Genomic DNA, 21924 nt, shown 5'->3' on the forward strand with positions numbered 1-21924 from the left:
ATTATTTATGTCCCACTCCCCAGAAAAGGTTTCACCGTTATCTAAAAAAATGCATCTCTACGTGCTAGAATATATATTGGTCAGCCAACCAAATATTCAACACGAGGAGATGCTATTTAATGTCATACGACACAAACAGTTTAACACATACAAAATGAAATTGTAAGTATCACATAGTCTTTGCACCAAAATATAGAAGATAAGTTATTTTTTTATTCATCATCTAGGCTAACGGAGATGAGTGCTTGAGTTAATGGATGTCTAAATTCAATTTTATGACTATTAAGTTCTAACTGACGTAATGTTGAATCGCCATATAAAGGATCTCCAATTACAGGGTGACCAATTTCGGCTAAATGAACTCGAATTTGATGAGTACGACCAGTATCTAATTTAATATCTAATTGGCATACGCCTTCTTTTATCATTTTAGAAGATAGTATATGTGTAATTGCGCGTTGACCAGTGTTTGAAATTCGACGTTTATTAGGATGGAATTTATCTTTACCTATAGGACTATCAATCGTTTGAGGTTTAATAGGTAACAAAGATTTAACATTCGCTTTATATATTCTAGTAATTTCATTTTCTTCTAACATACGATCTAGAATTTTTTTCATCAAAGGGTTCTTCGCCACAATAAGTAAACCAACTGTTTCTTGGTCTAAGCGATGGATAGGTTCTACATAATCACTATCTAGGGTGTAAATAACGTGATTCATTAGCGTATTACTTTCTTTTAAATCATTCGGGTGTGTCTTAACACCTTTAGGTTTCATTACAATCGCTAAATCGTCATCTTCATAACTAATTTGTGCATAACGATAACTAGGTAAATAATTACTTTTTTCTTCAGGAGTAGGGATAAAAACGTCATCACCAGTAACCACTTTGTCTGTTAATTTAGCGGGCTGATGATTAATCGTTATTTCTTTTGACATATTTAATTGATGTAAATCTTTTTTAGGTAATTTCAATGATTGAAAGATTTCTCTCAATGTATTTTGATTATAATTCTCAGGTATTTTAAACTTCATAATTTCCTCCTATAGCATTCGCATTTATCATATCATATCTTCAGTTGCTATTGATGTACTTAAACATATTTATATGAAAATCACCATTACGTAGAACGATATGTAACTTAAATATTTTTATATTTTTAAAAATTTAAATCTCACTGTATAATAATACTAATGCAAATTTGAGTAATTGGAGCGATTTGATGGAAAAACCGACACGTTTAGCATTATTAAAAGAGATAGCAGAATATCTCAATGAAGAAACGGAATTATATGACATGATGCATGGCGCTCTAAATTATTTAATCAAAGGAAGCAACTTTACGACTGGATGGATATTCTTTATAGATGATGATGGAGAACATGAAATCGTAGCTGATGTCGATCTTCCAGATGCATTAAAAAGAAATCACTGTCGTTATATGAAAGAAGGGTCTTGTTGGTGCGTAACTGCATATCATCATGGTCGTTTAACAACAGCATCTAATATAATTAACTGTTCTAGAATAAATATAGCGAATCAAACATATAAAGCAGAAACAGAAGGTGTCACCCATCATGCAACAGTGCCATTACGGTCTGGAGCGGAACAATATGGGTTACTTAATGTTGCATCACCTTATACAACACATTATAGTGAAGAGGATTTAGCTTTATTAGAATCTGTAGCTTTACAAATAGGTTCTGCCATTAAACGTATATATTTAACGGATCAAGAAAAAGAGGCGGCTAGAATAAATGAGCGAAATCGTTTAGCAAGAGATTTACATGATTCAGTTCACCAACTATTATTTTCTTTAAAATTAACAGCCCATGCAGCACATGATATAACAACTGATGAAATGGCAAAAAAAGCCTTTAAGACGATTGAAGAAACAAGTCAAAGTGCTGTTAATGAAATGCGTTCATTAATTTGGCAACTCAAACCAGTAGGGCTTGAGCATGGGTTAGTACACGCGTTAAAGCAATATGCCCAAATTCTAAATATGGATGTAACTATCGATGTTGATGGATTGATTGACTTATCTAACATCATAGAAGAACACGTTTATAGAATTTTACAAGAATGTATTAACAATACTAAAAAGCATGCTCAAACCAATGCAATACATATTATTTTAAAACAAGAAAAAGAACGGTTGATGATTTGTGTAGAAGATGAAGGTGTTGGTTTCGACATGAATAAAGAAATCAATAAATCATCACAAGGTTTAAGAAATATAAATCAACGTATCTATGCATTAAACGGGCAGTTTAAAATAGATTCAAAGCTAAATAAAGGGACAACATTACGATTCAGTATCCCTTTATAAATAGGTGAAAGGAGTCATCATTGTGGCAACAGTCATACTAATTGACGACCATCATATTGTAAGACAAGGACTTGAGTTTCTATTGTCAACTGTAAATGATTTAGAAGTATTAGCTAGTTTAGCAGATGGTCAATCTCTAATTAATTATTTAAATGAACATGATATACCAGATATTATACTACTAGATTTGGTTATGCCTGAAATGAATGGTATTGAGGTGACAGAGTATGTGAAACAACACTATCCAGATATTAAAGTGTTGGTATTAACGAGTTATGTGGATGATGAACATGTTATATCAGCAATTAATAAGGGAGCTGATGGATATGAAATGAAAGATGTTGAACCTCAAAAATTGATAGAAACAATACATGACGTATTGAATGACAAACGTATTATTCATCCAGATGCTCAAAGTGTATTAGATACAGTTTCATCAAAACCGCATAACACGAATAAGCTATCTAAACGTGAAATAGAAGTATTAGCAGAAATGGTTAAAGGTAAAACAAATAAAGAAATCGCAAATACTTTGTTCGTGTCAGAAAAAACGATTAAAACACATGTGAGTCATATTTTTAATAAATTAAATGTGACTGATCGTACTCAAGCAGCAATTTATGCAATTGAAAATCGACTTGTATAAAATCGTATTTTATAAATGTATAGGGTAATGGACTTCAATTGCCATATAAATGCGGTTAAATATGACAAATAAGTTCGAAAATCGATTAATTTAATTATTTTGATAATTTTGGCATTAATAAAATTGTCTACAAAAACAAAAATTCCTCTTTTCATTTTATTGAAAATATATTAAGATGTAATTTGTGTTTCAAGAAATGTGTATTATTGCAATTTCTTGTGTCCGGATAAATTAACCCCTATTAGAAAGGTAGAGAATAAAATATGGATAGACAGAGTTTCACAGATTTAATTCAAACAAAATTTAAAATGGTTCGTATTGAAGCGGGCTATACGCAAGATACAATGGCTCAAACAATTGGCCTTTCAAAAAAAACGTTAGTTCAAATTGAGAAAGAACGTGTGTTACCTAACTGGACGACATGTGTATCAATTTGTGCATTATTTAGAGATTCAGATGTACTAAATAATACATTCGGTTGCGATCCTTTGGAAATTGTACAAACTATTTCTCGTAATCATTGTGCATATCCAAATCATTCAACAACAAGTGATATTTATTGGAATACAATTGAAACGCGTAACGGCTTCATTCTACAAAGTAATAAAGTTAGTAATATCTATAGAGTGTTAAATTCTGAAAAACAACCAATCTTTGGTACTTCAAAATTAAGAGAAGCTGAAACATACTTCAATAGAAATGCGAAAGAAGAATTAATGCACGTTTAATTATAGTTAAATTATTATTATTCAGTATGAAAGTGATAGAAGAATCTTCATCGATTTAATCACTTCCGAGTAATATTTTATTTATAAATCTAAAATAACCAGCAAGTCCAAATTTAACTTAAGTTTGTTCTGATTGCTAATTTTAAGGCGAGCCTGTGATATTGATATCATGGCTCGTTTTTAATTTTCTTTCTGTAATGCCATAATCTATTTAAATGAAGTGTAAATTAAAGGAATCATCAATTACAAAGTGATATAATCATCATATTGTAACAATAATTTTAAGGAGAAATTAAGATGCAGGCTTTTTTAGTTATCCTATTCATGGTGGTAGTAGGGGCTGTTATTGGTGGCGTAACAAACGTTATTGCGATTAGGATGTTATTTCATCCCTTTAAACCATATTATCTATTTAAAATGCGTATACCCTTTACACCAGGGTTGATCCCAAAAAGAAGAGAAGAGATTGCTACTAAAATAGGGCAAGTGATAGAGGAACATTTAATTACGGAGTCTGTTATTAAGCATAAGTTAAACGAACCTCAAACGCGTGATGCAATCAATGATTTAGTAAGTAAGCAACTATCCAATTTAAGAAAAGATGATGCAACTATTCGAAAGTTTGCACAACAATTTCATTTTGATATAGATGATCTAATTAATAATAAGATGAATCGCGTAGTATTAAATAAATTAAACTCATATTATTATGATAAACAAGATACCTCAATTAATGAAATATTGCCGGCAGAAGTGATCAGCATGGCAGATGAGAAGTTAGAACAAGCGGGTGATTTAATTAGAGAACGTGCACGTCTTTATCTTTCATCAGATAAAGGTGCGAGAGATATTTATGACATGTTAGATACCTTCTTCACTGAAAAAGGTAAAATCGTCGGGTTATTACAAATGTTTATGACTAAAGAAAGTATTGCTGATCGAATTCAACATGAATTAATACGTTTGACCAGACATCCAAAAGCTAAAGTGATTATTGATAAAGTGATTCGAGATGAATATGAAACACTTAAATCTCAGCCTTTAGGCCAAGTTGTAAAGGAAGAGCAATTCACTCATATTACTGAGTCAGTCGTGCACTTAATTACTACGAATTTACAATTAAATCAAAAAGTGGATATGCCATTAAAGAATTTAGCACCAACATTAATTGATCATCTTCAAGCTGGGGTAGCAAGTACAATGACTGATTTAATTATTAAACAGGCATCAAATCACCTTTCAACCATTATGACTAAAATTAATTTACGCCAAATGGTTGAAAATCAAATTAATACATTCGATTTAGATTACATTGAAAAATTAATCATTGAAATTGCGAATAAAGAGTTAAAACTGATTATGTCATTAGGTTTTATTTTAGGTGGTATCATTGGATTTTTCCAAGGTTTAGTCGCAATCTTTGTCTAACTATAAATAATATGTTATGGTTATTAAGAGTTGTCAAAAATTACTTTACACTAAGGAGTGCAAACAGATATGGCAGTAAATTTATATGATTATGCAAATCAACTAGAACAAGCATTAAGAGATAGCGATGAGTATAAAGCTATTAAAGACGCTTTTTCTAAAGTTAAAGATAACGAAGAATCAAAAAAATTATTTGATGAATTCCGTGAAACACAATTAAGTTTCCAACAAAAACAAATGCAAGGTGAAGAAATTCCTGAAGAAGATTTAGCAAAAGCTCAAGAACAAGCTCAAGCTATTGAAAAAGATGAAAATATTTCTGAATTAATGCAAGCTGAGCAAAAAATGAGCCAAGTATTCCAAGAAATTAACCAAATTATTGTTAAACCTTTAGATGAAATTTATGCTGACTAATTGTTAGTATTTGAGCAGTCTGGGATATAAATAATATAATAATGCTATTTAGCAAATTCGCAGTAGCTGACTGAACTGAGAAGGCGTTTAAATCAAGCTTTTCTCAGTTCTAGTCATCCTTGCGGGGGTGGGACGACGAATTCAAAAGAATTCTGTCCCGCTCCCTTTTTTTAATACATAAGTTCTTCGACCCAAGTAATCAAGTTATGGTAAAATATAGGAATACATAAAGATATATGAACATGCTATTAAGGAGCTAATATCAATGATAAAATTTATTCACTGTGCGGATTTGCATCTCGACAGCCCCTTTAAATCTAAAAGTCATTTGGCGCCATCCATTTTTGAAGATGTTCAAAACAGTGCGTATGAAAGCTTTAAGAAGATTGTCGATACTGCATTGAAAGAAGAGGTTGATTTTGTCCTCATCGTGGGAGACTTATTTGATAGTGAGAATCGCACATTGCGTGCTGAAGTATTTTTGAAAGAACAATTTAAACGATTAGAAAAAGAGCAAATTTTTGTGTATGTAAGTCATGGTAATCATGACCCATTAACTGAAAAAATTACGAACGATTGGCCGAATAATGTTTCAGTATTCTCTAATAGAGTAGAAACTTATCAAGCTATTACTAAAGATGGAGAAACCATTTTTATCCATGGTTTTAGTTATCAACACGATACAAGTTATGAGAATAAGATTGATGAATTTCCATCGAGTCAAGGTAAAAAAGGAATCCATATTGGCATGCTGCATGGTACATACAGTAAATCGTCAACTAAAGATCGATACACTGAATTTATTTTAGAAGATTTAAATCAGAAATTATATCACTATTGGGCGCTAGGTCATATTCATGAAAGACAAGAATTAAGCGACATGCCCCCAATACATTATCCGGGTAACATTCAAGGACGTCACTTTGGCGAACAAGGGCCTAAAGGATGTTTATTAGTTGAGGGTGATCATTTAAGATTAAATGCAACATTTATTCCAACGCAGCAAATTCGATTTGAAGAAGCAACGATCAACACAGATAAAGTTTCTAAACAAGGGATTTATGAAGCAATTCAATCATTCAAAGAAAGCGTTCGTTCTAATGGAAAAGCATTTTATAGATTAACGGTTAATTTAGATAGTGATAAGCCATTATCTTCTCATGATATTAGTCAGATTAAGGAAATGATTGACGATTACGAAGAGAATGAACACCATTTTGTAATGATAGAATCGCTAACATTTAATTATATCCAAATGGATGAAACACCTCTTGTCAGGGAATTTTCAGCTGATTTAATTAAAGATAATAAAGTATTTGAAGCAGCAATGACGGAATTGTATTTAAATCCTAGAGCTTCTAAATATTTAGAAGACTATACTGATTTTGATAAGGTTGAACTGGTTAATCGTGCTGAAAATATTTTAAAAGCAGATATGAGAGGTGAAAGTGATGATCATTAAATCTTTAGAAATCTATGGTTATGGACAATTTGTACATCGTAAGATTGAATTTAATCGTGAATTTACTGAGATTTTTGGAGAGAATGAAGCGGGTAAATCAACGATTCAAGCTTTCATCCATTCCATTTTATTTGGCTTCCCTTCTAAAAAAGAAAAAGAGCCTCGATTAGAACCTCGTATGGGAAATCAGTATGGGGGTAAACTGACGCTTATTCTAGATGACCAATCAGAAATTGTTGTTGAGCGCGTTAAAGGTAGCGTTTCAGGTGATGTGAAAGTTTATTTGGAAAATGGCTTAATTCGTGATGAAGCATGGCTCAAGAAAAAATTAAACTATATTTCTAAAAAAACATATCAAGGTATCTTCTCATTTAATGTGCTTGGATTACAAGATATTCACCGTAATTTAGATGAAGATCAATTACAAAGTTATTTACTTGAAGCTGGCGCACTCGGTTCATCAGAATTTACTATGATGAATAAAATGGTCAGTCAAAAGAAAACAACATTGTATAAAAAAGCGGGTAAAAATCCAATACTTAATCAACAACTTGAGGAACTGAAACAGTTAGAAGCGCAAATTAGAGAAGAAGAGGCGAAGGTGGATGAGTATCATCGTTTAGTAGATGATAGAGATAAGTCACAACGTCATTTGGAACATTTAAAAGCAAATTTAAACCAATTATCTAAAATGCATGAAAGTAAACAGAAGCAACTCGCTATACATGAGCAAGCCCAAGAATGGAAAGATCTAGAACAGAGATTAAATATCGAGCCATTGCGTTTTCCTGAGAAGGGGATTGAACGCTATGAAACAGCTTCAAATTACAAACAATCATTAACTAGAGATATAAGCTTGCGAGAAGAGAAATTAAAGCAATTAGAGCATGAATATAATGCAATTGCAGTTTCTAATGAAACTACTGCTAAACACATTTATGATTTAACACGTGACGAAAATGAAATTCAACAGGCTGAACTGAAATCTTCTGCACTCGAACAAGACATCGATGATTATGAACGTCAAGAAGTAGATTTGAAATCCAGCATTGGTTGGCAAGAAGTTCATCACGATACTGACACATCAGACGCCAAGAAAAACTATGTTAGCGAAACGATTAAAGCGCGTAATGAACAGAACGTATTGAAACAACAAATCGAAAGATCCATTGATGAAAATCAAATTGAACAAAATGCACTGACACAAGAAATTGATCATTTAGAAAAAGAATTAGTCCCTGAAGACGCTTTAGATAAGAAAAAACAATATAATCAACAAAAACTCGAACTACACGAAAAAGAAAACCTGTATAACAAACTCAAAGATACATTTAATTCCGATAAAGAAAGAAAACAACAAAGAAATTGGTGGTTAAGACTAAGTTTCATAGTGCTTTCAGTCATCGGATTAGGTTTAACCATTTTCTCATTTGCAACGCAGAACCTTATATTTGGTATTATCTTTGCGATTTTAACAGTAGTCTTTATTATTGGTATTTTCTTAGTAAGAACGAAGGAAATTGATTATAGTGAATCAATTAGTGAAGAAATAAATGATTTGGAACAACAAATTAATGATTTAGAATCTGAATATGATTTAAACTTCGATTTAGATCAACAATTTCAACTTCGCGAGCGTTGGAGTAACGCAAGTAATAATAAGAGCGTCTTAGCAAATAAATTAAATCATCAAGAAAGTTTACTACAAAAAACAGAAGAACAAATCAATACGCTTACGCATCAATTAGATGAAGTTAAAGCCAATTTAAAATTGTCGAATAACATGACAGATGATTTATTGCTTGATAGCTTCAAAACAATGAATCAACTGAAATCAAATGATAGTTATCGCAATAAATTAAAGCATCAACATCAAGAAGTAAATCAAAAATTGGATCAATTTTATCAAACTGCACATGAATATACTGAACATGAAATTAGTCCATTCAATAAAGCTTCATTATTTACGGATTTAAAAAATTGGATTTCTAATTATGAAAGTAAAAGAGAGAAAAAAGAACAACTTAAAAATCAAAGCGAGCTATTAAGTAATGAATTAAAACAATTGAAAGAACAACTTGAAGAAAATGAGCATACAATTGATACATTATTTAACTATATCGAAGTTTCAAGTGAAGAGGCATACTATCAATCGTATGAGCAATATCAACTTTATCATCAACAATTGGCTAGATTTAATGATTTAACATTATATCTTGAGAACCAAGATTTCTCATATGAAGATAGTTCGGATTTAAGCGAAAAGACAACTGCGCAATTAGAAGAAGAAGACGCTACGCTTGCGAAACAAGTAGATGACTATAATGACCAATATTTAGATAAACAAACAGAAGTCAGTGACTTGACTGCTCAAATTAATTATATGGAAACAGACAAAACATTATCTAAGTTAAGACACGAATACTATAACTTAAAAAATAGAATGAATGATTTAGCTAAAGATTGGGCAAGTTTAAGTTATCTAGAAGCACTTATAAATGAACATATTAAGCAAATCAAGGACAAGCGTTTACCACAAGTGATCAATGAAGCTGTCAATATTTTCACATCACTCACACAAGGTAATTATAATTTGATTACCTACGAAAATGACACAATAATGGTTAAACATAATAATGGTCAAATGTATCACCCACTTGAACTAAGTCAATCAACGAAAGAATTATTATATATTGCACTTAGAATTAGTTTGATTAAGATATTAAGACCATATTATCCATTCCCAATCATTATAGATGATGCATTTGTTCATTTTGATAAACAAAGAAAATCAATGATGTTAAACTATTTAAGAGAATTAGCTAAAGACTATCAAGTATTGTACTTCACTTGTATGAAAGATACTGCAATTCCTTCTAAAGAGATGCTCATATTAAATAAAGTAGAGGAAGGCGGAAAACGATGAGAAATGTAGAAAAGCTAAATCCAGGAGATTCGGTTGATAATTTCTTCTTAATCCATAGAGCTACACAAGGTGTTACTGCTCAAGGAAAAGATTATATGACATTATTCTTACAAGATAAAAGTGGTGACATTGAAGCCAAACTATGGACAGTGAGTAAAGAAGATATGCAAATACTTAAACCAGAGACGATTGTTTGGGTTAAAGGCGATGTCATTAACTATCGAGGTCGCAAACAAATGAAAGTCAATCAGTTTAGGTTAGCTAAACCTGAAGATGGCTTAAAGACACAAGATTTTGTAGATGGTGCACCTTTGACACCTGACGAAATCCAAGAGAACATTTCACACTATATTTTAGATATTGAAAATGCAAACTTACAGCGTATCACACGTCATCTGATGAAAAAGTACCAAGATAAATTCTTTACGTATCCAGCTGCAAGCTCACATCATCACAATTTTGCCAGCGGATTGAGTTATCACGTGCTATCCATGTTAGAAATAGCCAAATCATTATGTGATATTTATCCATTGTTAAATCGTAGCTTATTATATAGTTCAATTATTTTACATGATCTAGGTAAAGTAAGGGAACTAAGTGGACCTGTAGCAACAACGTATACGGTTGAAGGTAATTTACTAGGTCATATTTCGATAGCGAGTGATGAAGTTGCGGACGCAGCTAGAGAACTAGGAATTGATGGTGAAGAAGTCATGTTACTTCGACATATGATTTTAGCCCATCATGGTAAAATGGAATTTGGTTCACCTAAGTTACCACACTTAAAAGAAGCAGAAATATTATTCTTTATTGATAATATTGACGCGAAGATGAATATGTTTGAAAAAGCATTTAAGAAAACAGATAAAGGTCAATTTACCGAACGTATTTTTGGTATGGAAAATCGACAGTTCTACAATCCAGAAAAATTAGATTAATAAAAAAGCGTTTTTACTTTATCCATTATGTAAAGTCAATTTACGATGGAAAGTAAAAACGCTTATTTTATAAATTGTTATGACTAAATAAAAAGGCGCAAGCTAGACTTTATGATGTGGTCTAACTTGCGCTTTCATTTTTAAATAGTATCTTTGAAAATTATGAAGATAAGCTTGATGCTGATGAAGAACTATCTGAAGACGATTGTTGTTGTTTAAGTTTATCAGGATTTAGGATAGTGTTTTCTACAGCTTTTTTAATATCACTATCTTTATAATCAACATCATATTCTTTTAATAAATCTTTATAAGCATCAGTTAAAATTTCTGGATTTTTTTGTACTTTTTGTTCTATTAGTTTAGCTTTCAATTTAGATTTTTGTTTATCAAAGTCGTTTTCTTTATCAGCTTTAATAATATGGTAACCGTAGTCGGTTTTAACTACATCTGAAACTTGACCTTCTTTTAATTTGAATAAAGCTTTTTCAAATTTGCTTACCATTTGTCCTTTGACAACATAACCTAAAGAACCATTTTTCTTGGCACTTGAAGCGTCCATAGATTCTTTCTTAGCAATTTCACCGAATTTTTCTGGATTTTTTTCAACTTCTTTTTGAATTTTCTCAGCTTTTTCTTTTGCTTTTTTATCTGATAAACCTTCTTTATCATCACTATTTGATTTCACTTTAATTAAAATGTGAGAAGCTTTTTTAGTGTTATCTTTGATTTCTTTATCAGACACTTTAACTTTATCAGCCAGTAATTGTTTTTGGTATGCAGCAAGTTTTTTCTGCTCTTTATAATCATTTAAAGTCATACCTTGTTGTTTAAGCATGCTTTCAAATTGATCTTTACCACCATACTGTTTTTGCTCTTTTTTTATTTCATCATCGATATCTTTTGTATCGACTTTATCCTTGTATTTATCTTCTAAAATTTTATTTAAAGCAATGCTAAATGATGTACTTGCAATTTGTTCATCACCAATTTTATTCATTACATCTTTAACTTTTACATCTCCAGCTTTGGAAGAGATTAATGTATTACTTTCAGAATCTGTTGCATTTGATCCACAAGCACCTAAAAGTAAAGCACTTGCAGTTACTGGAACAATTAATTTATTCATAATTTTCATGGTTGATAGCTCCTTTTACATTAATAACAAAGTTACTATAACATATTATGAAAGCATCACCAATTAGAAATAGGCGAGATACTGCTAAAGTACGAGATTTAATCGGACTTAAGTATTAAAAAATATCGAACCTGAAACATGCGACATGCTTTAAGTTCGATATGGTTTGTTTTAATGAAATGATTGGTAGGGCACTTTATTTAAAATATTAATACCTGTTTGATGTTCCTCTATAAAATGACCTTCATTTGAAAAAATAATAATTTTAAGATATAAAAAATCCATTACAGATATGCCAAAATTTAAAGCCAATAAAAACATAAAATAGTGGCCATATTGTGGGAAATGCATCGTTAATACAATTAAAATGAAAGTGATTAATACGAAAGGTAAAATCAAGTTAATACAAAAATATAGTTTATGGACTGGCGTGCTTACATAAGTGTTGAAATAAGGTAACCACCGCTTCTTATTTAATTTATGAATTCTAAATGAATTCATATAAGGCAAGAAAAAGAGCAAGTGGATTGATTTATGAATAGGGTACATCAATACAGCAAATACTAATAAAATCATAAAATGACGATCTGATAAAGGTGTATTCACAAAATAGTACATGATTTCATAACTTATTAAAAACGCGATGATAGTAATCGTAAAACTTAAAAATGCGATTCTTGGCACACCAAACCGTGCATGAATGTCAATTTGACGTTTACATAGGAACATAAGGACACCTCTTAATAGGTCTTAATTATATACGCTACGTATTATCTAACTATCAATGTAAACAGTCAAGTCCAATTTGCTATAAATATAAAAGGAGTGGTGTTAATTCAAAATGAATCTTACACCACTCTGATTTCGTACATTATTTATTATCTTTAGAAAAAGTATTACTTATTTCTTCGCCACGGTTTTGTAAGTTCTCAATGTGGGATTGTAGTTTTTCAATGTTTGGATTAATGTCAGATTTAAAATCACCAATGAGTGTTTTAAATTCATCACCAATGTCACTACCATAAGAGACACCATCATTCTTAACTTGTTTCGCATAATCTATAATATTATAAAAATTACGTTTAAGTGATGCTATCTCACGTTCTAGTTCAGAACGTGATCCAGTAGGTTCTTTCGCATCAATTGTGTTGTTTTTTACACTTTGATCATCACGGTTTAACCATGAAACAGCGATTCCAGATGCCACTCCCACAGTAATACCAAATAATACGCGTGATACTTTCATGTTTTATTCTCCTCACTTGTTATGTCGTTATCGGATAATAATAGAATAGTGAAATCATAACAATTTCTATTTCTATATCAAACATATGTCGACAAGCTAATTTTAATTGTATATTACCCTAAAATGACATTCAATATGCAGAATTATTCAAATTGAGCTTTGATTTGATTAGCGATAGCTTGTTTTTGTTCATCATTGATTTCATTTTCATGCGTTTCCCAATGATAGCCGAAGCCGTCGATATCATTTTCGTAACGTGGTAGAAAATGAAAATGAATATGGAATACAGATTGATCTGCAAACTCACCATTGTTTTGAATGATATTTAAACCATCAGGATTGAAGGCTTTTTTAATTGCGTTAGCGACTCTAGGTAAGGCTGCACCAATATGTGCCATTGTCTCTTCATCTGTTTCAAAGATATTAGGTGATGCTTTTTTAGGAATAAGTAACGTATGTCCTTTAGTTACTTGAGAAATATCTAAAAATGCATAAACAAATTCATCTTCATAAACTTTGAAGCTTGGAATTTCTCCAGATAAAATTTTACTAAATACTGTTTCAGCCATTTGAATGCACTCCTTTTACGTATTTATAGCTTATTATAGCATTACTCATTAAAAATTTCGTTAATGAAGTAATTGTAATTTTAGTAGTTAAAAGCTAATTTTGGTACAATGATAGTCATGGAGGTGCCATATGACAGTCAAAGTTGAACATTTGACAGGAGGTTACGGAAAACGTCCTGTTATTGAAGATATAAATTTTGAATTAAAAACAGGAGAAATTGTTGGTTTAATTGGATTAAATGGTGCAGGTAAGAGTACAACCATTAAACATATGTTAGGCTTACTAACGCCAACAGAAGGTAAACTTTCTATCTCAAATACTGAGATTACCGATGATATCGAAGTGTATCGCAAGAAGTTATCTTATATTCCTGAGTCACCCATCATATATGAAGAATTAACATTGGAAGAGCATATCGCCATGACAGCAATGGCTTATCAAATAAGTGAAGAAGAAGCAATGAAACGTGCACGTCCATTACTTAAAACTTTTCGATTAGAGAATGAGTTGAAAGTATTCCCAAGCCACTTCTCTAAAGGAATGAAGCAAAAGGTAATGATTATCTGTGCTTTCATAGTGAACCCGGAATTATATATTATAGATGAACCATTTTTAGGTCTCGATCCATTAGGGATTCAATCAATGTTAGATTTGATGGTTGAAAAGAAAAACGAAGGGCGTACGGTTTTGATGAGTACTCATATTTTAGCGACTGCAGAACGATATTGTGATCGCTTCATCATTTTAGATAAAGGGAAAGTGGTTGCATTCGGAGATTTAGAGGAACTTCGCGAACAAACTGGTTTACATGGTCGCACACTTGATGACATCTATATACATGTCACACAAGGTGGTCAAGCAGATGGATAAATCAGCTACGTCTTTATTTAGAGCGAGATTAAATGCAATTCGAAAAGAAAAAAGCTATTATAATAAGTTTATTTTCAATGGTCATTTTTCAGTGTTTCTTTTAATTTTATTAGGAGCGTTTATATTAGGATATGGTCAATGGTTACAACATATTCCTAACGATATCGATTATGCATTGTGTGCGAGCGTATTGTTAGCCTTGACATCTATTTTTCCGATACGAACATTTTTGAAAGATGCAGATAGAATATTTTTACTTCCGTTTGAAACACACATGAAGGACTATATGAAGTTGAGTTTACGATATAGTTATTTTAATAGAATTGCTATTCAAATCGTATTACTCATTATCTTGTTCCCATTATTTTCTAAATTAGATGATCATGTACTAACACCTTATATTTATTTTATTATTTTAACTTTAATCCATCCTTGGCTAGGGTTGAAATTGAGATGGCAATGGTATCAAATCAGAAAATCAAGTTGGAGCATCAGTATCATTCTATTTCTATTTAATTTAGTAACCTTTGACTTAGTCCTAGGCTATCAAATGTATTGGGGAATCGTCCTTACACTTATTTTATTAAGTGCAACGTTTCTACTTCCTAAAGCTAACCATTCAAATTTATATCCTTGGGAGCGAATGATTAGCATAGAAGAGAGACATCATACGAATTACTATAAATTTGTAAATATGTTCACAGATGTTAAGCACTTAAAAGAAACAGCAGTTCGACGTAGATATTTAGATGTTTTATTACCAACACCTAAAGGTCGTAAATTTAATTCGAAAAATATGTATCTTTACCTTTTCACTCGAAGTTTTGTTCGTGGAAGAGATGCATTTAGTATTATTCTGCGTTTAATTATTATTGCATTAGTATTAATGATTTGGTTATCTTTCCCAATCGTTTCTGCGATTATTGGATGTTTATTCATGTATATAACATTATTACAAATGTCCCAATTTTATACACAACAAGCCTATGGATTATGGCCTCAAGTTTGGCCAGTGTCAGATGTTGAAGTGATAAAAGGGTACGAAAAGTTTTTATATCGACTAATGTTAATCATAGGACTTATTTTTTCAATTACATTTATTAGCATTTATCCGCAGTATTTCTTTTTCGCACTTATCTTCTTTATAGTAGGGTGGTTAACGATCAGAAGTACAATTAAAAAATTACAATATCAAGAATCACTGCTCAAAGATTAAAAAAAGTTGCCTTTAGCTAGCACATATTCAAATGTTACTAGTTAAAAGGCAACTTTTTGATTTACTAATCTTTAATTGGGTATAAATATCTTTCGAAATAACTTGAATGTTGACTGCTCGAACCGAAATAATGTCTTAAGGCATCTTTTGAAAAATAGTCCTTAAACGTGTCAGTTTCTTTAAAGTCTTCGTATGTTTGTCGGTTAGCGAAGCCAAAATAAACCTTATAAGTTGTTCCTTGTACAGGTTTTAAAAAGCGATAGCTCTTAAACCCAGCAACGTTATCAAAATTCAACTCTAAATTTGCAATACGTTTTTCTAACTGATGTACATGATCATCAGATGATGGAATAAATATTGCCGAATAAAAATGTGTTTGATCTAAATCGTTAATTGCTTTAACCGTCGTATAAACCGTTGGATGTTTTAAAATAGATTTGTCATCTGTTTCTTCAATAATGACTGAAGAATCGTCTGTTGAAAATAAAAACAGATTTCTTTCAGTATTTTTAGTTCTAATTTGATTTAAGTAACCATAAGTCCCATATGTTGTATATATGTTCATGACTCATACCTCCTTTGTTGCTTATATTATACGATTAATTCATAAGTCTAGCTATACTAAATGAATGTAATATTTAAAAAATTTTGAAAACGAATTAGTCTTTTTGAGGGATATTTTTAAATGCTTAAATATACTATAATTAAGATTAATAAATTATTATAATTTAATGAATTGAAATGTACATTTATGCTTTGTCTTTTTTATGACATTTAAGTGTGCATAAACGATAATTATATTAGCATATGATATTATAGATAAGAATGATTTTAATTTAGGAGGACTATAAGGTGCATAATAAAAATAAGACAATTTTACAAACAATAAAAGGTGAAAAAACATCTCATACACCTGTATGGTTTATGCGCCAAGCCGGCCGATCACAACCAGAATATCGAAAATTAAAAGAAAAATACTCATTGTTTGACATTACTCACCAACCTGAATTATGTGCTTATGTAACGCAATTACCAGTAGATAATTATAATACTGACGCAGCGGTTTTATATAAAGATATCATGACACCTTTGAAACCAATTGGCGTGGATGTCGACATCAAATCAGGCATTGGACCAGTTATCAGTAATCCAATTAAATCTGTATCTGATGTTGAAAAACTCACGCAAATTGATCCCAAAAGAGATGTGCCATATGTACTTGAAACGATTCAATTGCTAACACAAGAGAAGTTGAACGTACCTCTAATTGGCTTTACAGGTGCACCATTTACGTTGGCTTCTTATATGATTGAGGGTGGTCCTTCAAAAAATTATAATTTTACGAAAGCAATGATGTATGGGGATGAAGCAACTTGGTTTGCCTTAATGGACCATCTTGTACAAGTTTCAATTGATTACGTAGTAGCTCAAATTGAAGCAGGTGCAGAACTTATTCAAATCTTTGATTCATGGGTAGGCGCATTAAATATCGAGGATTATCGCTATTATATTAAACCGTCTATGAATAAGTTAATCAATGGCATAAAAGCGCAATATGATGTACCTATCATTATGTTTGGGGTAGGAGCAAGTCATCTTATTAATGAATGGAATGACTTATCAATCGATGTATTAGGACTAGATTGGCGTACGTCTATTACGACAGCGACAAATATGGGCGTCAATAAAACACTACAAGGTAATTTAGATCCATCACTTTTACTTGCGCCTTGGGATGTATTAGAAAAGAGAATCCGTGCTATTCTCGACGAAGGTATGGAGAGAGGGAAACACATTTTTAATTTAGGACATGGTGTTTTCCCTGAAGTTAAACCAGAAACATTAAAACGTGTAACCCAATTTGTTCATGATTATACAAGTAAATAACACATAGAATTCAAAAAAGATTAAGGAAGGTTTTATTTAATGACTAAGACAATAGGCTTATTAGTTATGGCATATGGGACACCATATAAAGAAAGCGATATTGAACCATATTACACAGATATAAGACATGGTAAGAGACCAACTGAAGAAGAGTTGCAAGATCTAAAAGATCGTTATGAATTTATAGGAGGACTTTCTCCTTTAGCTGGCACAACTGATCGACAAGCTGAAGCGTTGACGCATGCGCTAAATGAATCATATGAAGATGTTGAATTTCAATTGTATTTAGGATTGAAACATATTTCTCCATATATTGAAGAAGCTGTTGAAAAAATGCACAATGACGGTATTGAAGAAGCAGTAACTGTAGTGTTGGCACCACATTACTCTAGCTTCTCGGTTGGTTCATATAATAAACGTGCTAAAGAGGAAGCGGATAAGTATGGCATTAAGCTACACCATGTTGAACATTATTATCACCAACCTAAATTTATCGAGTATTGGACAAATAAAATTAATGAAACGTTAGCGCAAATCCCACAAGATGAACACGATGAGACCATCTTGGTTGTTTCTGCACACAGTTTGCCTAAAGGTTTAATTGAGAAAAATAATGATCCATATCCTAATGAATTAAAGGATACAATGAACCGATTACAAGCAGCTTCGAATATTAAACACGTTGCTCAAGGTTGGCAATCCGAGGGGAATACTGGAACACCATGGTTAGGACCGGACGTGCAAGATTTAACTAGAGCATTGTACAATGACCATCACTATAAACATTTTATTTATACACCAGTAGGATTTGTATGTGAACATTTGGAAGTACTGTATGATAATGACTATGAATGTAAAGTCGTATGTGATGAGATAGGTGCAAATTATTATCGTCCAAAAATGCCTAATACGGATCCATTATTTATCCATGCAATTGTGGATGAAATCAAAACAGTTTTTTAATAAAGGAAGGGACTCAATGTGAGTAAAAAAGTGGCAATCATTGGTGCAGGTATAACTGGACTTGCAAGTGCATATTATTTAAAACATTATAAACCAGATGTAGATGTAACCATTTTTGAAGCGACTAATCGACCTGGAGGAAAGATTCAAACATATCGTAATGAAGGTTATACAATTGAGCTTGGTCCTGAATCATATCTTGGACGTAAAACGATTATGACTGACATAGCTAAAGATATTGGTCTGGGAGATGATTTGATTACGAATGAGACAGGCCAATCTTATATTTACGCTAAAAATAAATTGTATCCCATACCAGGTGGGTCAATTATGGGGATCCCGACTGATATTAAACCGTTTCTCAAAACGAAACTCATATCGCCATTTGGTAAGCTAAGAGCTGGACTTGATTTAGTTATACCACCTATACAAATTGATGATGATATATCTGTTGGGGAATTCTTTAGAAGACGATTAGGGAATGAAATACTTGAGAATTTAATAGAGCCTCTTATGGGGGGGATATACGGTACGGATATCGATCGATTAAGTTTGATGAGTACATTTCCTAATTTCAAAGAACAAGAAGAAACACATGGCAGTTTAATTAAAGGTATGCAACATGAAAAGGCTCAACGTATTAAGCAACGTCAATTATACCCTGGCGCACCTAAAGGTCAGTTTAAGCAATTCCGACATGGTTTAAGTTCATTTATTGAAGCGTTAGCTGAGAATATAGAAAGTAAAGGCGTTACGATTCGATATCAATCACCTGTCAATGATATCCATATTAATAAAGATAATTATGAAATTGTGACTGATCAAGGTAGTGAACAATTTGATGGGGTTTTAATTACAACGCCACATCAAACATTTATGAAATGGTTTAATCATGACGAAGCATTTAAATATTTCAATCAAATGGATTCTACTTCAGTAGCAACAGTGGTATTTGCATTCGATGAAAAGGATATTGAAAACACATATAATGGTACTGGTTTTGTTATTGCTAGAACGAGTAAGACGGATATTACAGCATGTACTTGGACTACTAAAAAATGGCCTTTCACTACGCCTAAAGGTAAAGTATTGATTAGAGCGTATGTAGGTAAACCAGGTGATACTGTCGTTGAAGATCATACAGATGAAGAAATAGCAACAATCGCCCGTCGCGATTTAAATAAAATGATGACCTTTAAAGGTAATCCTGAATTTACAATTGTCAATCGTTTGACTAAAAGTATGCCACAATATCATATTGGACATATGAGTCAAATTCGTAAAATTCAACAACATGTTAAACAGACTTATCCAGCACTTAGAATTACTGGTGCACCTTTTGAAGCGGTTGGTCTACCAGACTGTATTCAACAAGGTAAAAACGCCGTAGAAGAATTATTGGATGAAATATAATGTTTTAAACACTTTTTCAGAGGTCAGGGCACCTCTTTAAAAGTGTTTTGTTATATCAATTAACCTAATTTAGTATTTTAAGGAGGACATACGTTAATGACTAATGTAGTTATCGTTCATTCACAGATAGGGGATTCGCATAACCATTGGTATGCATGGTTACAACATAACTTAGAATTAGAAGGTTATGATGTTCAATTATTTCATTTAGATGAAAATAAAAATGATGACATAGACAACTGGGTTCATGAATTACATCAACAAATTGATATTTTGTCTACAGATACTTATTTTGTAACACATGGATATGGCTCAATAGCTACTTTAAAATATATTGAAGGCCTATCAGTTGATGGTTGCTTTGAAGGCTTTTTCAGTATTGCAGGGTTTAAAGAAGATGCGGTAAAAATTGACGATTCCATTAAAGTAGGAGATTTTAGTATCGATTATGATGATGTTAAATCAAAAGTGAAGCATTTTTACGGACTTGCTTCAAGAGACGATGCCTATGTGTCATATATTGAAACACAAAATCTAATTAATGAATTGGGTGGCAAAACTAAAATTGTTGATGAAGGAGGGCACTTTTTAGAAGAAGAGGGCTTTGTTTCCTTCACTGAATTACAAGAAAAAATGCAACATTACATGACGAGATAAGTGTTAGTATCATTTATAATAATAAAAATGTTTAAATAATTTTATTTAATCAAAGTAGGGAGTGGGACAGAATTTTTTTGAATTCGTCGTCCACTCCCAACTTGCTTTGCTTGTAGAATTTCTTAGTGAAATTCTCTTTGTTGGGGCCCCGCCCGCAGGGATGACTAGAACTGAGAAAAGCTTGATTGAAGCGTCTTCTCAGTTCAGTCAGCTACTGCGAATTTGCAAAATAGCTTCATTATATTATTTATATCCCAGACTGTTTTTGATTTTAATATAAAAAATCACATGTATTTAGACCATTCATTCAACAATTGAATATCCAATTCGTATCTTAAATTAAAATATTTTAAATGTAGCGTTTTTTTACACAAATTACTTTAGAATTGTTATTGACTAAGTTAATGATACTATATATACTAATAAAGTATTCGAAAGGCGATGACCATTAATTAATTATCGCATTTTAATATGAAGATTCAATGAATTAAATGTAAAATTTATTTAAAAAAGTTATTGACATTCAATAATGTTAAATGATATACTTAATAAGTACTGATTTTTGAGACGCAAATAATATTAGCGCGGGATGGAGCAGTTCGGTAGCTCGTCGGGCTCATAACCCGAAGGTCGGTGGTTCAAATCCGCCTCCCGCAATACACCATTATAATAGGTCTCGTAGTGTAGCGGTTAACACGCCTGCCTGTCACGCAGGAGATCGCGGGTTCGATTCCCGTCGAGACCGCCATTACTTATTACGGTTCAGTAGCTCAGTTGGTAGAGCAATGGATTGAAGCTCCATGTGTCGGCAGTTCGACTCTGTCCTGAACCATTCAATCATTTTGGCGGTTGTGGCGAAGTGGTTAACGCATCGGATTGTGGTTCCGACATTCGAGGGTTCGATTCCCTTCAACCGCCCCATAATCGTTTACTACGCGGGTGTAGTTTAATGGCAAAACCTCAGCCTTCCAAGCTGATGTTGTGGGTTCGATTCCCATCACCCGCTCCATCATATTATTCCGCAGTAGCTCAGTGGTAGAGCTATCGGCTGTTAACCGATCGGTCGTAGGTTCGAATCCTACCTGCGGAG

Annotated in this window: 20 protein-coding genes and 6 tRNA genes; 20 read left to right on the top strand and 6 right to left on the bottom strand. The window is 32.1% G+C overall.

Annotated features, from left to right (window positions below; translation table 11 throughout):
* Positions 1–212: 212 nt before the first annotated feature.
* A complete protein-coding gene (locus KA858_RS09465) occupies positions 213–1037 on the bottom strand; it encodes an RluA family pseudouridine synthase (protein ID WP_107630291.1) in 825 nt (274 codons plus the stop codon).
* A gap of 188 nt (positions 1038–1225) precedes the next feature.
* On the opposite strand from KA858_RS09465, the gene KA858_RS09470 reads away from it, so the two are divergent.
* The 8 genes from KA858_RS09470 (at position 1226) to yhaM (ending at position 10877) form a co-directional block, all read left to right on the top strand.
* Positions 1226–2335 carry a GAF domain-containing sensor histidine kinase gene (locus KA858_RS09470; protein WP_210135538.1) on the top strand — a complete coding sequence of 370 codons (1110 nt, stop codon included), beginning with the start codon at positions 1226–1228 and terminating at the stop codon, positions 2333–2335.
* A gap of 22 nt (positions 2336–2357) precedes the next feature.
* Positions 2358–2981, top strand: coding sequence for a response regulator (locus KA858_RS09475; protein WP_053030614.1), 624 nt, complete (start codon positions 2358–2360; stop codon positions 2979–2981).
* A 263-nt stretch (positions 2982–3244) separates the two neighbouring features.
* Complete coding sequence (gene xdrA / locus KA858_RS09480) at positions 3245–3709, top strand: XRE family transcriptional regulator XdrA (RefSeq protein WP_053030612.1); 465 nt, start codon at positions 3245–3247, stop codon at positions 3707–3709.
* A 297-nt stretch (positions 3710–4006) separates the two neighbouring features.
* A complete protein-coding gene (locus KA858_RS09485) occupies positions 4007–5137 on the top strand; it encodes a DUF445 domain-containing protein (protein ID WP_210135539.1) in 1131 nt (376 codons plus the stop codon).
* Between the two features lie 69 nt (positions 5138–5206).
* Entirely contained in the window at positions 5207–5551 is a 345-nt protein-coding gene (locus tag KA858_RS09490) for a YlbF/YmcA family competence regulator (RefSeq protein ID WP_011275418.1), read from the top strand.
* 265 nt (positions 5552–5816) lie between these two features.
* Positions 5817–7013 carry a metallophosphoesterase family protein gene (locus KA858_RS09495; RefSeq protein WP_210135540.1) on the top strand — a complete coding sequence of 399 codons (1197 nt, stop codon included), beginning with the start codon at positions 5817–5819 and terminating at the stop codon, positions 7011–7013.
* A complete protein-coding gene (locus tag KA858_RS09500; RefSeq protein ID WP_210135541.1) occupies positions 7003–9939 on the top strand; it encodes an AAA family ATPase in 2937 nt (978 codons plus the stop codon). The genes KA858_RS09495 and KA858_RS09500 overlap by 11 nt, the downstream gene beginning before the upstream one ends.
* Positions 9936–10877, top strand: coding sequence for a 3'-5' exoribonuclease YhaM (yhaM, locus tag KA858_RS09505; RefSeq protein WP_210135542.1), 942 nt, complete (start codon positions 9936–9938; stop codon positions 10875–10877). Before KA858_RS09500 ends, yhaM begins: the two co-directional genes overlap by 4 nt.
* Before the next feature lie 160 nt (positions 10878–11037).
* Here yhaM and prsA read toward each other — a convergent pair whose 3' ends face one another.
* From prsA to KA858_RS09525, 4 genes are all read right to left on the bottom strand, one after another.
* A complete protein-coding gene (gene prsA, locus KA858_RS09510; RefSeq protein ID WP_075108980.1) occupies positions 11038–12012 on the bottom strand; it encodes a peptidylprolyl isomerase PrsA in 975 nt (324 codons plus the stop codon).
* Between the two features lie 171 nt (positions 12013–12183).
* Complete coding sequence (locus KA858_RS09515; protein WP_210126054.1) at positions 12184–12741, bottom strand: DUF3267 domain-containing protein; 558 nt, start codon at positions 12739–12741, stop codon at positions 12184–12186.
* 142 nt (positions 12742–12883) lie between these two features.
* Complete coding sequence (locus KA858_RS09520) at positions 12884–13258, bottom strand: YtxH domain-containing protein (protein WP_053030596.1); 375 nt, start codon at positions 13256–13258, stop codon at positions 12884–12886.
* Between the two features lie 143 nt (positions 13259–13401).
* Complete coding sequence (locus tag KA858_RS09525; RefSeq protein WP_075108982.1) at positions 13402–13827, bottom strand: HIT family protein; 426 nt, start codon at positions 13825–13827, stop codon at positions 13402–13404.
* Between the two features lie 130 nt (positions 13828–13957).
* Here KA858_RS09525 and ecsA point away from each other — a divergent pair, with 130 nt between their 5' ends.
* Both ecsA and ecsB read left to right on the top strand, forming a co-directional pair.
* Entirely contained in the window at positions 13958–14698 is a 741-nt protein-coding gene (gene ecsA, locus KA858_RS09530) for an ABC transporter ATP-binding protein EcsA (RefSeq protein ID WP_210135543.1), read from the top strand.
* A complete protein-coding gene (ecsB, locus tag KA858_RS09535) occupies positions 14691–15914 on the top strand; it encodes an ABC transporter permease EcsB (RefSeq protein ID WP_210135544.1) in 1224 nt (407 codons plus the stop codon). Before ecsA ends, ecsB begins: the two co-directional genes overlap by 8 nt.
* A gap of 64 nt (positions 15915–15978) precedes the next feature.
* Here ecsB and KA858_RS09540 read toward each other — a convergent pair whose 3' ends face one another.
* Positions 15979–16479 (bottom strand): signal transduction protein TRAP, encoded by a 501-nt coding sequence (locus tag KA858_RS09540; RefSeq protein ID WP_193839178.1) that lies wholly within the window; start codon positions 16477–16479, stop codon positions 15979–15981.
* 287 nt (positions 16480–16766) lie between these two features.
* Here KA858_RS09540 and hemE point away from each other — a divergent pair, with 287 nt between their 5' ends.
* The 10 genes from hemE (at position 16767) to KA858_RS09590 (ending at position 21924) form a co-directional block, all read left to right on the top strand.
* On the top strand, positions 16767–17801 hold the full coding sequence (gene hemE / locus KA858_RS09545) for a uroporphyrinogen decarboxylase (protein ID WP_075108985.1): 1035 nt from the start codon (positions 16767–16769) through the stop codon (positions 17799–17801).
* Positions 17802–17840: 39 nt separating this feature from the next.
* Positions 17841–18764, top strand: coding sequence for a ferrochelatase (hemH, locus tag KA858_RS09550; RefSeq protein WP_075108986.1), 924 nt, complete (start codon positions 17841–17843; stop codon positions 18762–18764).
* A gap of 18 nt (positions 18765–18782) precedes the next feature.
* Positions 18783–20177 carry a protoporphyrinogen oxidase gene (hemY, locus tag KA858_RS09555; protein ID WP_193839180.1) on the top strand — a complete coding sequence of 465 codons (1395 nt, stop codon included), beginning with the start codon at positions 18783–18785 and terminating at the stop codon, positions 20175–20177.
* A 96-nt stretch (positions 20178–20273) separates the two neighbouring features.
* Positions 20274–20834, top strand: a complete 561-nt coding sequence (locus KA858_RS09560) for an RBBP9/YdeN family alpha/beta hydrolase (protein ID WP_210135545.1) — start codon at positions 20274–20276, stop codon at positions 20832–20834.
* A gap of 583 nt (positions 20835–21417) precedes the next feature.
* Positions 21418–21491 (top strand) — tRNA-Met (locus tag KA858_RS09565).
* 15 nt (positions 21492–21506) lie between these two features.
* Positions 21507–21582 (top strand) — tRNA-Asp (locus tag KA858_RS09570).
* 11 nt (positions 21583–21593) lie between these two features.
* A tRNA-Phe gene (locus KA858_RS09575) sits at positions 21594–21666 on the top strand.
* Between the two features lie 13 nt (positions 21667–21679).
* Positions 21680–21755, top strand: a tRNA-His gene (locus KA858_RS09580).
* A gap of 14 nt (positions 21756–21769) precedes the next feature.
* Positions 21770–21843: transfer RNA gene (locus KA858_RS09585), tRNA-Gly, on the top strand.
* A gap of 9 nt (positions 21844–21852) precedes the next feature.
* Positions 21853–21924 (top strand) — tRNA-Asn (locus tag KA858_RS09590).

Origin of the sequence: Staphylococcus sp. GDX8P80P (assembly GCF_017893095.1) — a bacterium.
Classification (GTDB): domain Bacteria; phylum Bacillota; class Bacilli; order Staphylococcales; family Staphylococcaceae; genus Staphylococcus; species Staphylococcus borealis.

Coding starts and splice junctions, on each gene's coding strand:
- KA858_RS09465 (WP_107630291.1), bottom strand. CDS start 1,037: ATGAAGTTTAAAATACCTGAGAATTATAATCAAAATACATTGAGAGAA.
- KA858_RS09470 (WP_210135538.1), top strand. CDS start 1,226: ATGGAAAAACCGACACGTTTAGCATTATTAAAAGAGATAGCAGAATAT.
- xdrA (WP_053030612.1), top strand. CDS start 3,245: ATGGATAGACAGAGTTTCACAGATTTAATTCAAACAAAATTTAAAATG.
- KA858_RS09485 (WP_210135539.1), top strand. CDS start 4,007: ATGCAGGCTTTTTTAGTTATCCTATTCATGGTGGTAGTAGGGGCTGTT.
- KA858_RS09490 (WP_011275418.1), top strand. CDS start 5,207: ATGGCAGTAAATTTATATGATTATGCAAATCAACTAGAACAAGCATTA.
- KA858_RS09495 (WP_210135540.1), top strand. CDS start 5,817: ATGATAAAATTTATTCACTGTGCGGATTTGCATCTCGACAGCCCCTTT.
- KA858_RS09500 (WP_210135541.1), top strand. CDS start 7,003: ATGATCATTAAATCTTTAGAAATCTATGGTTATGGACAATTTGTACAT.
- yhaM (WP_210135542.1), top strand. CDS start 9,936: ATGAGAAATGTAGAAAAGCTAAATCCAGGAGATTCGGTTGATAATTTC.
- prsA (WP_075108980.1), bottom strand. CDS start 12,012: ATGAAAATTATGAATAAATTAATTGTTCCAGTAACTGCAAGTGCTTTA.
- KA858_RS09515 (WP_210126054.1), bottom strand. CDS start 12,741: ATGTTCCTATGTAAACGTCAAATTGACATTCATGCACGGTTTGGTGTG.
- KA858_RS09520 (WP_053030596.1), bottom strand. CDS start 13,258: ATGAAAGTATCACGCGTATTATTTGGTATTACTGTGGGAGTGGCATCT.
- KA858_RS09525 (WP_075108982.1), bottom strand. CDS start 13,827: ATGGCTGAAACAGTATTTAGTAAAATTTTATCTGGAGAAATTCCAAGC.
- ecsA (WP_210135543.1), top strand. CDS start 13,958: ATGACAGTCAAAGTTGAACATTTGACAGGAGGTTACGGAAAACGTCCT.
- ecsB (WP_210135544.1), top strand. CDS start 14,691: ATGGATAAATCAGCTACGTCTTTATTTAGAGCGAGATTAAATGCAATT.
- KA858_RS09540 (WP_193839178.1), bottom strand. CDS start 16,479: ATGAACATATATACAACATATGGGACTTATGGTTACTTAAATCAAATT.
- hemH (WP_075108986.1), top strand. CDS start 17,841: ATGACTAAGACAATAGGCTTATTAGTTATGGCATATGGGACACCATAT.
- KA858_RS09560 (WP_210135545.1), top strand. CDS start 20,274: ATGACTAATGTAGTTATCGTTCATTCACAGATAGGGGATTCGCATAAC.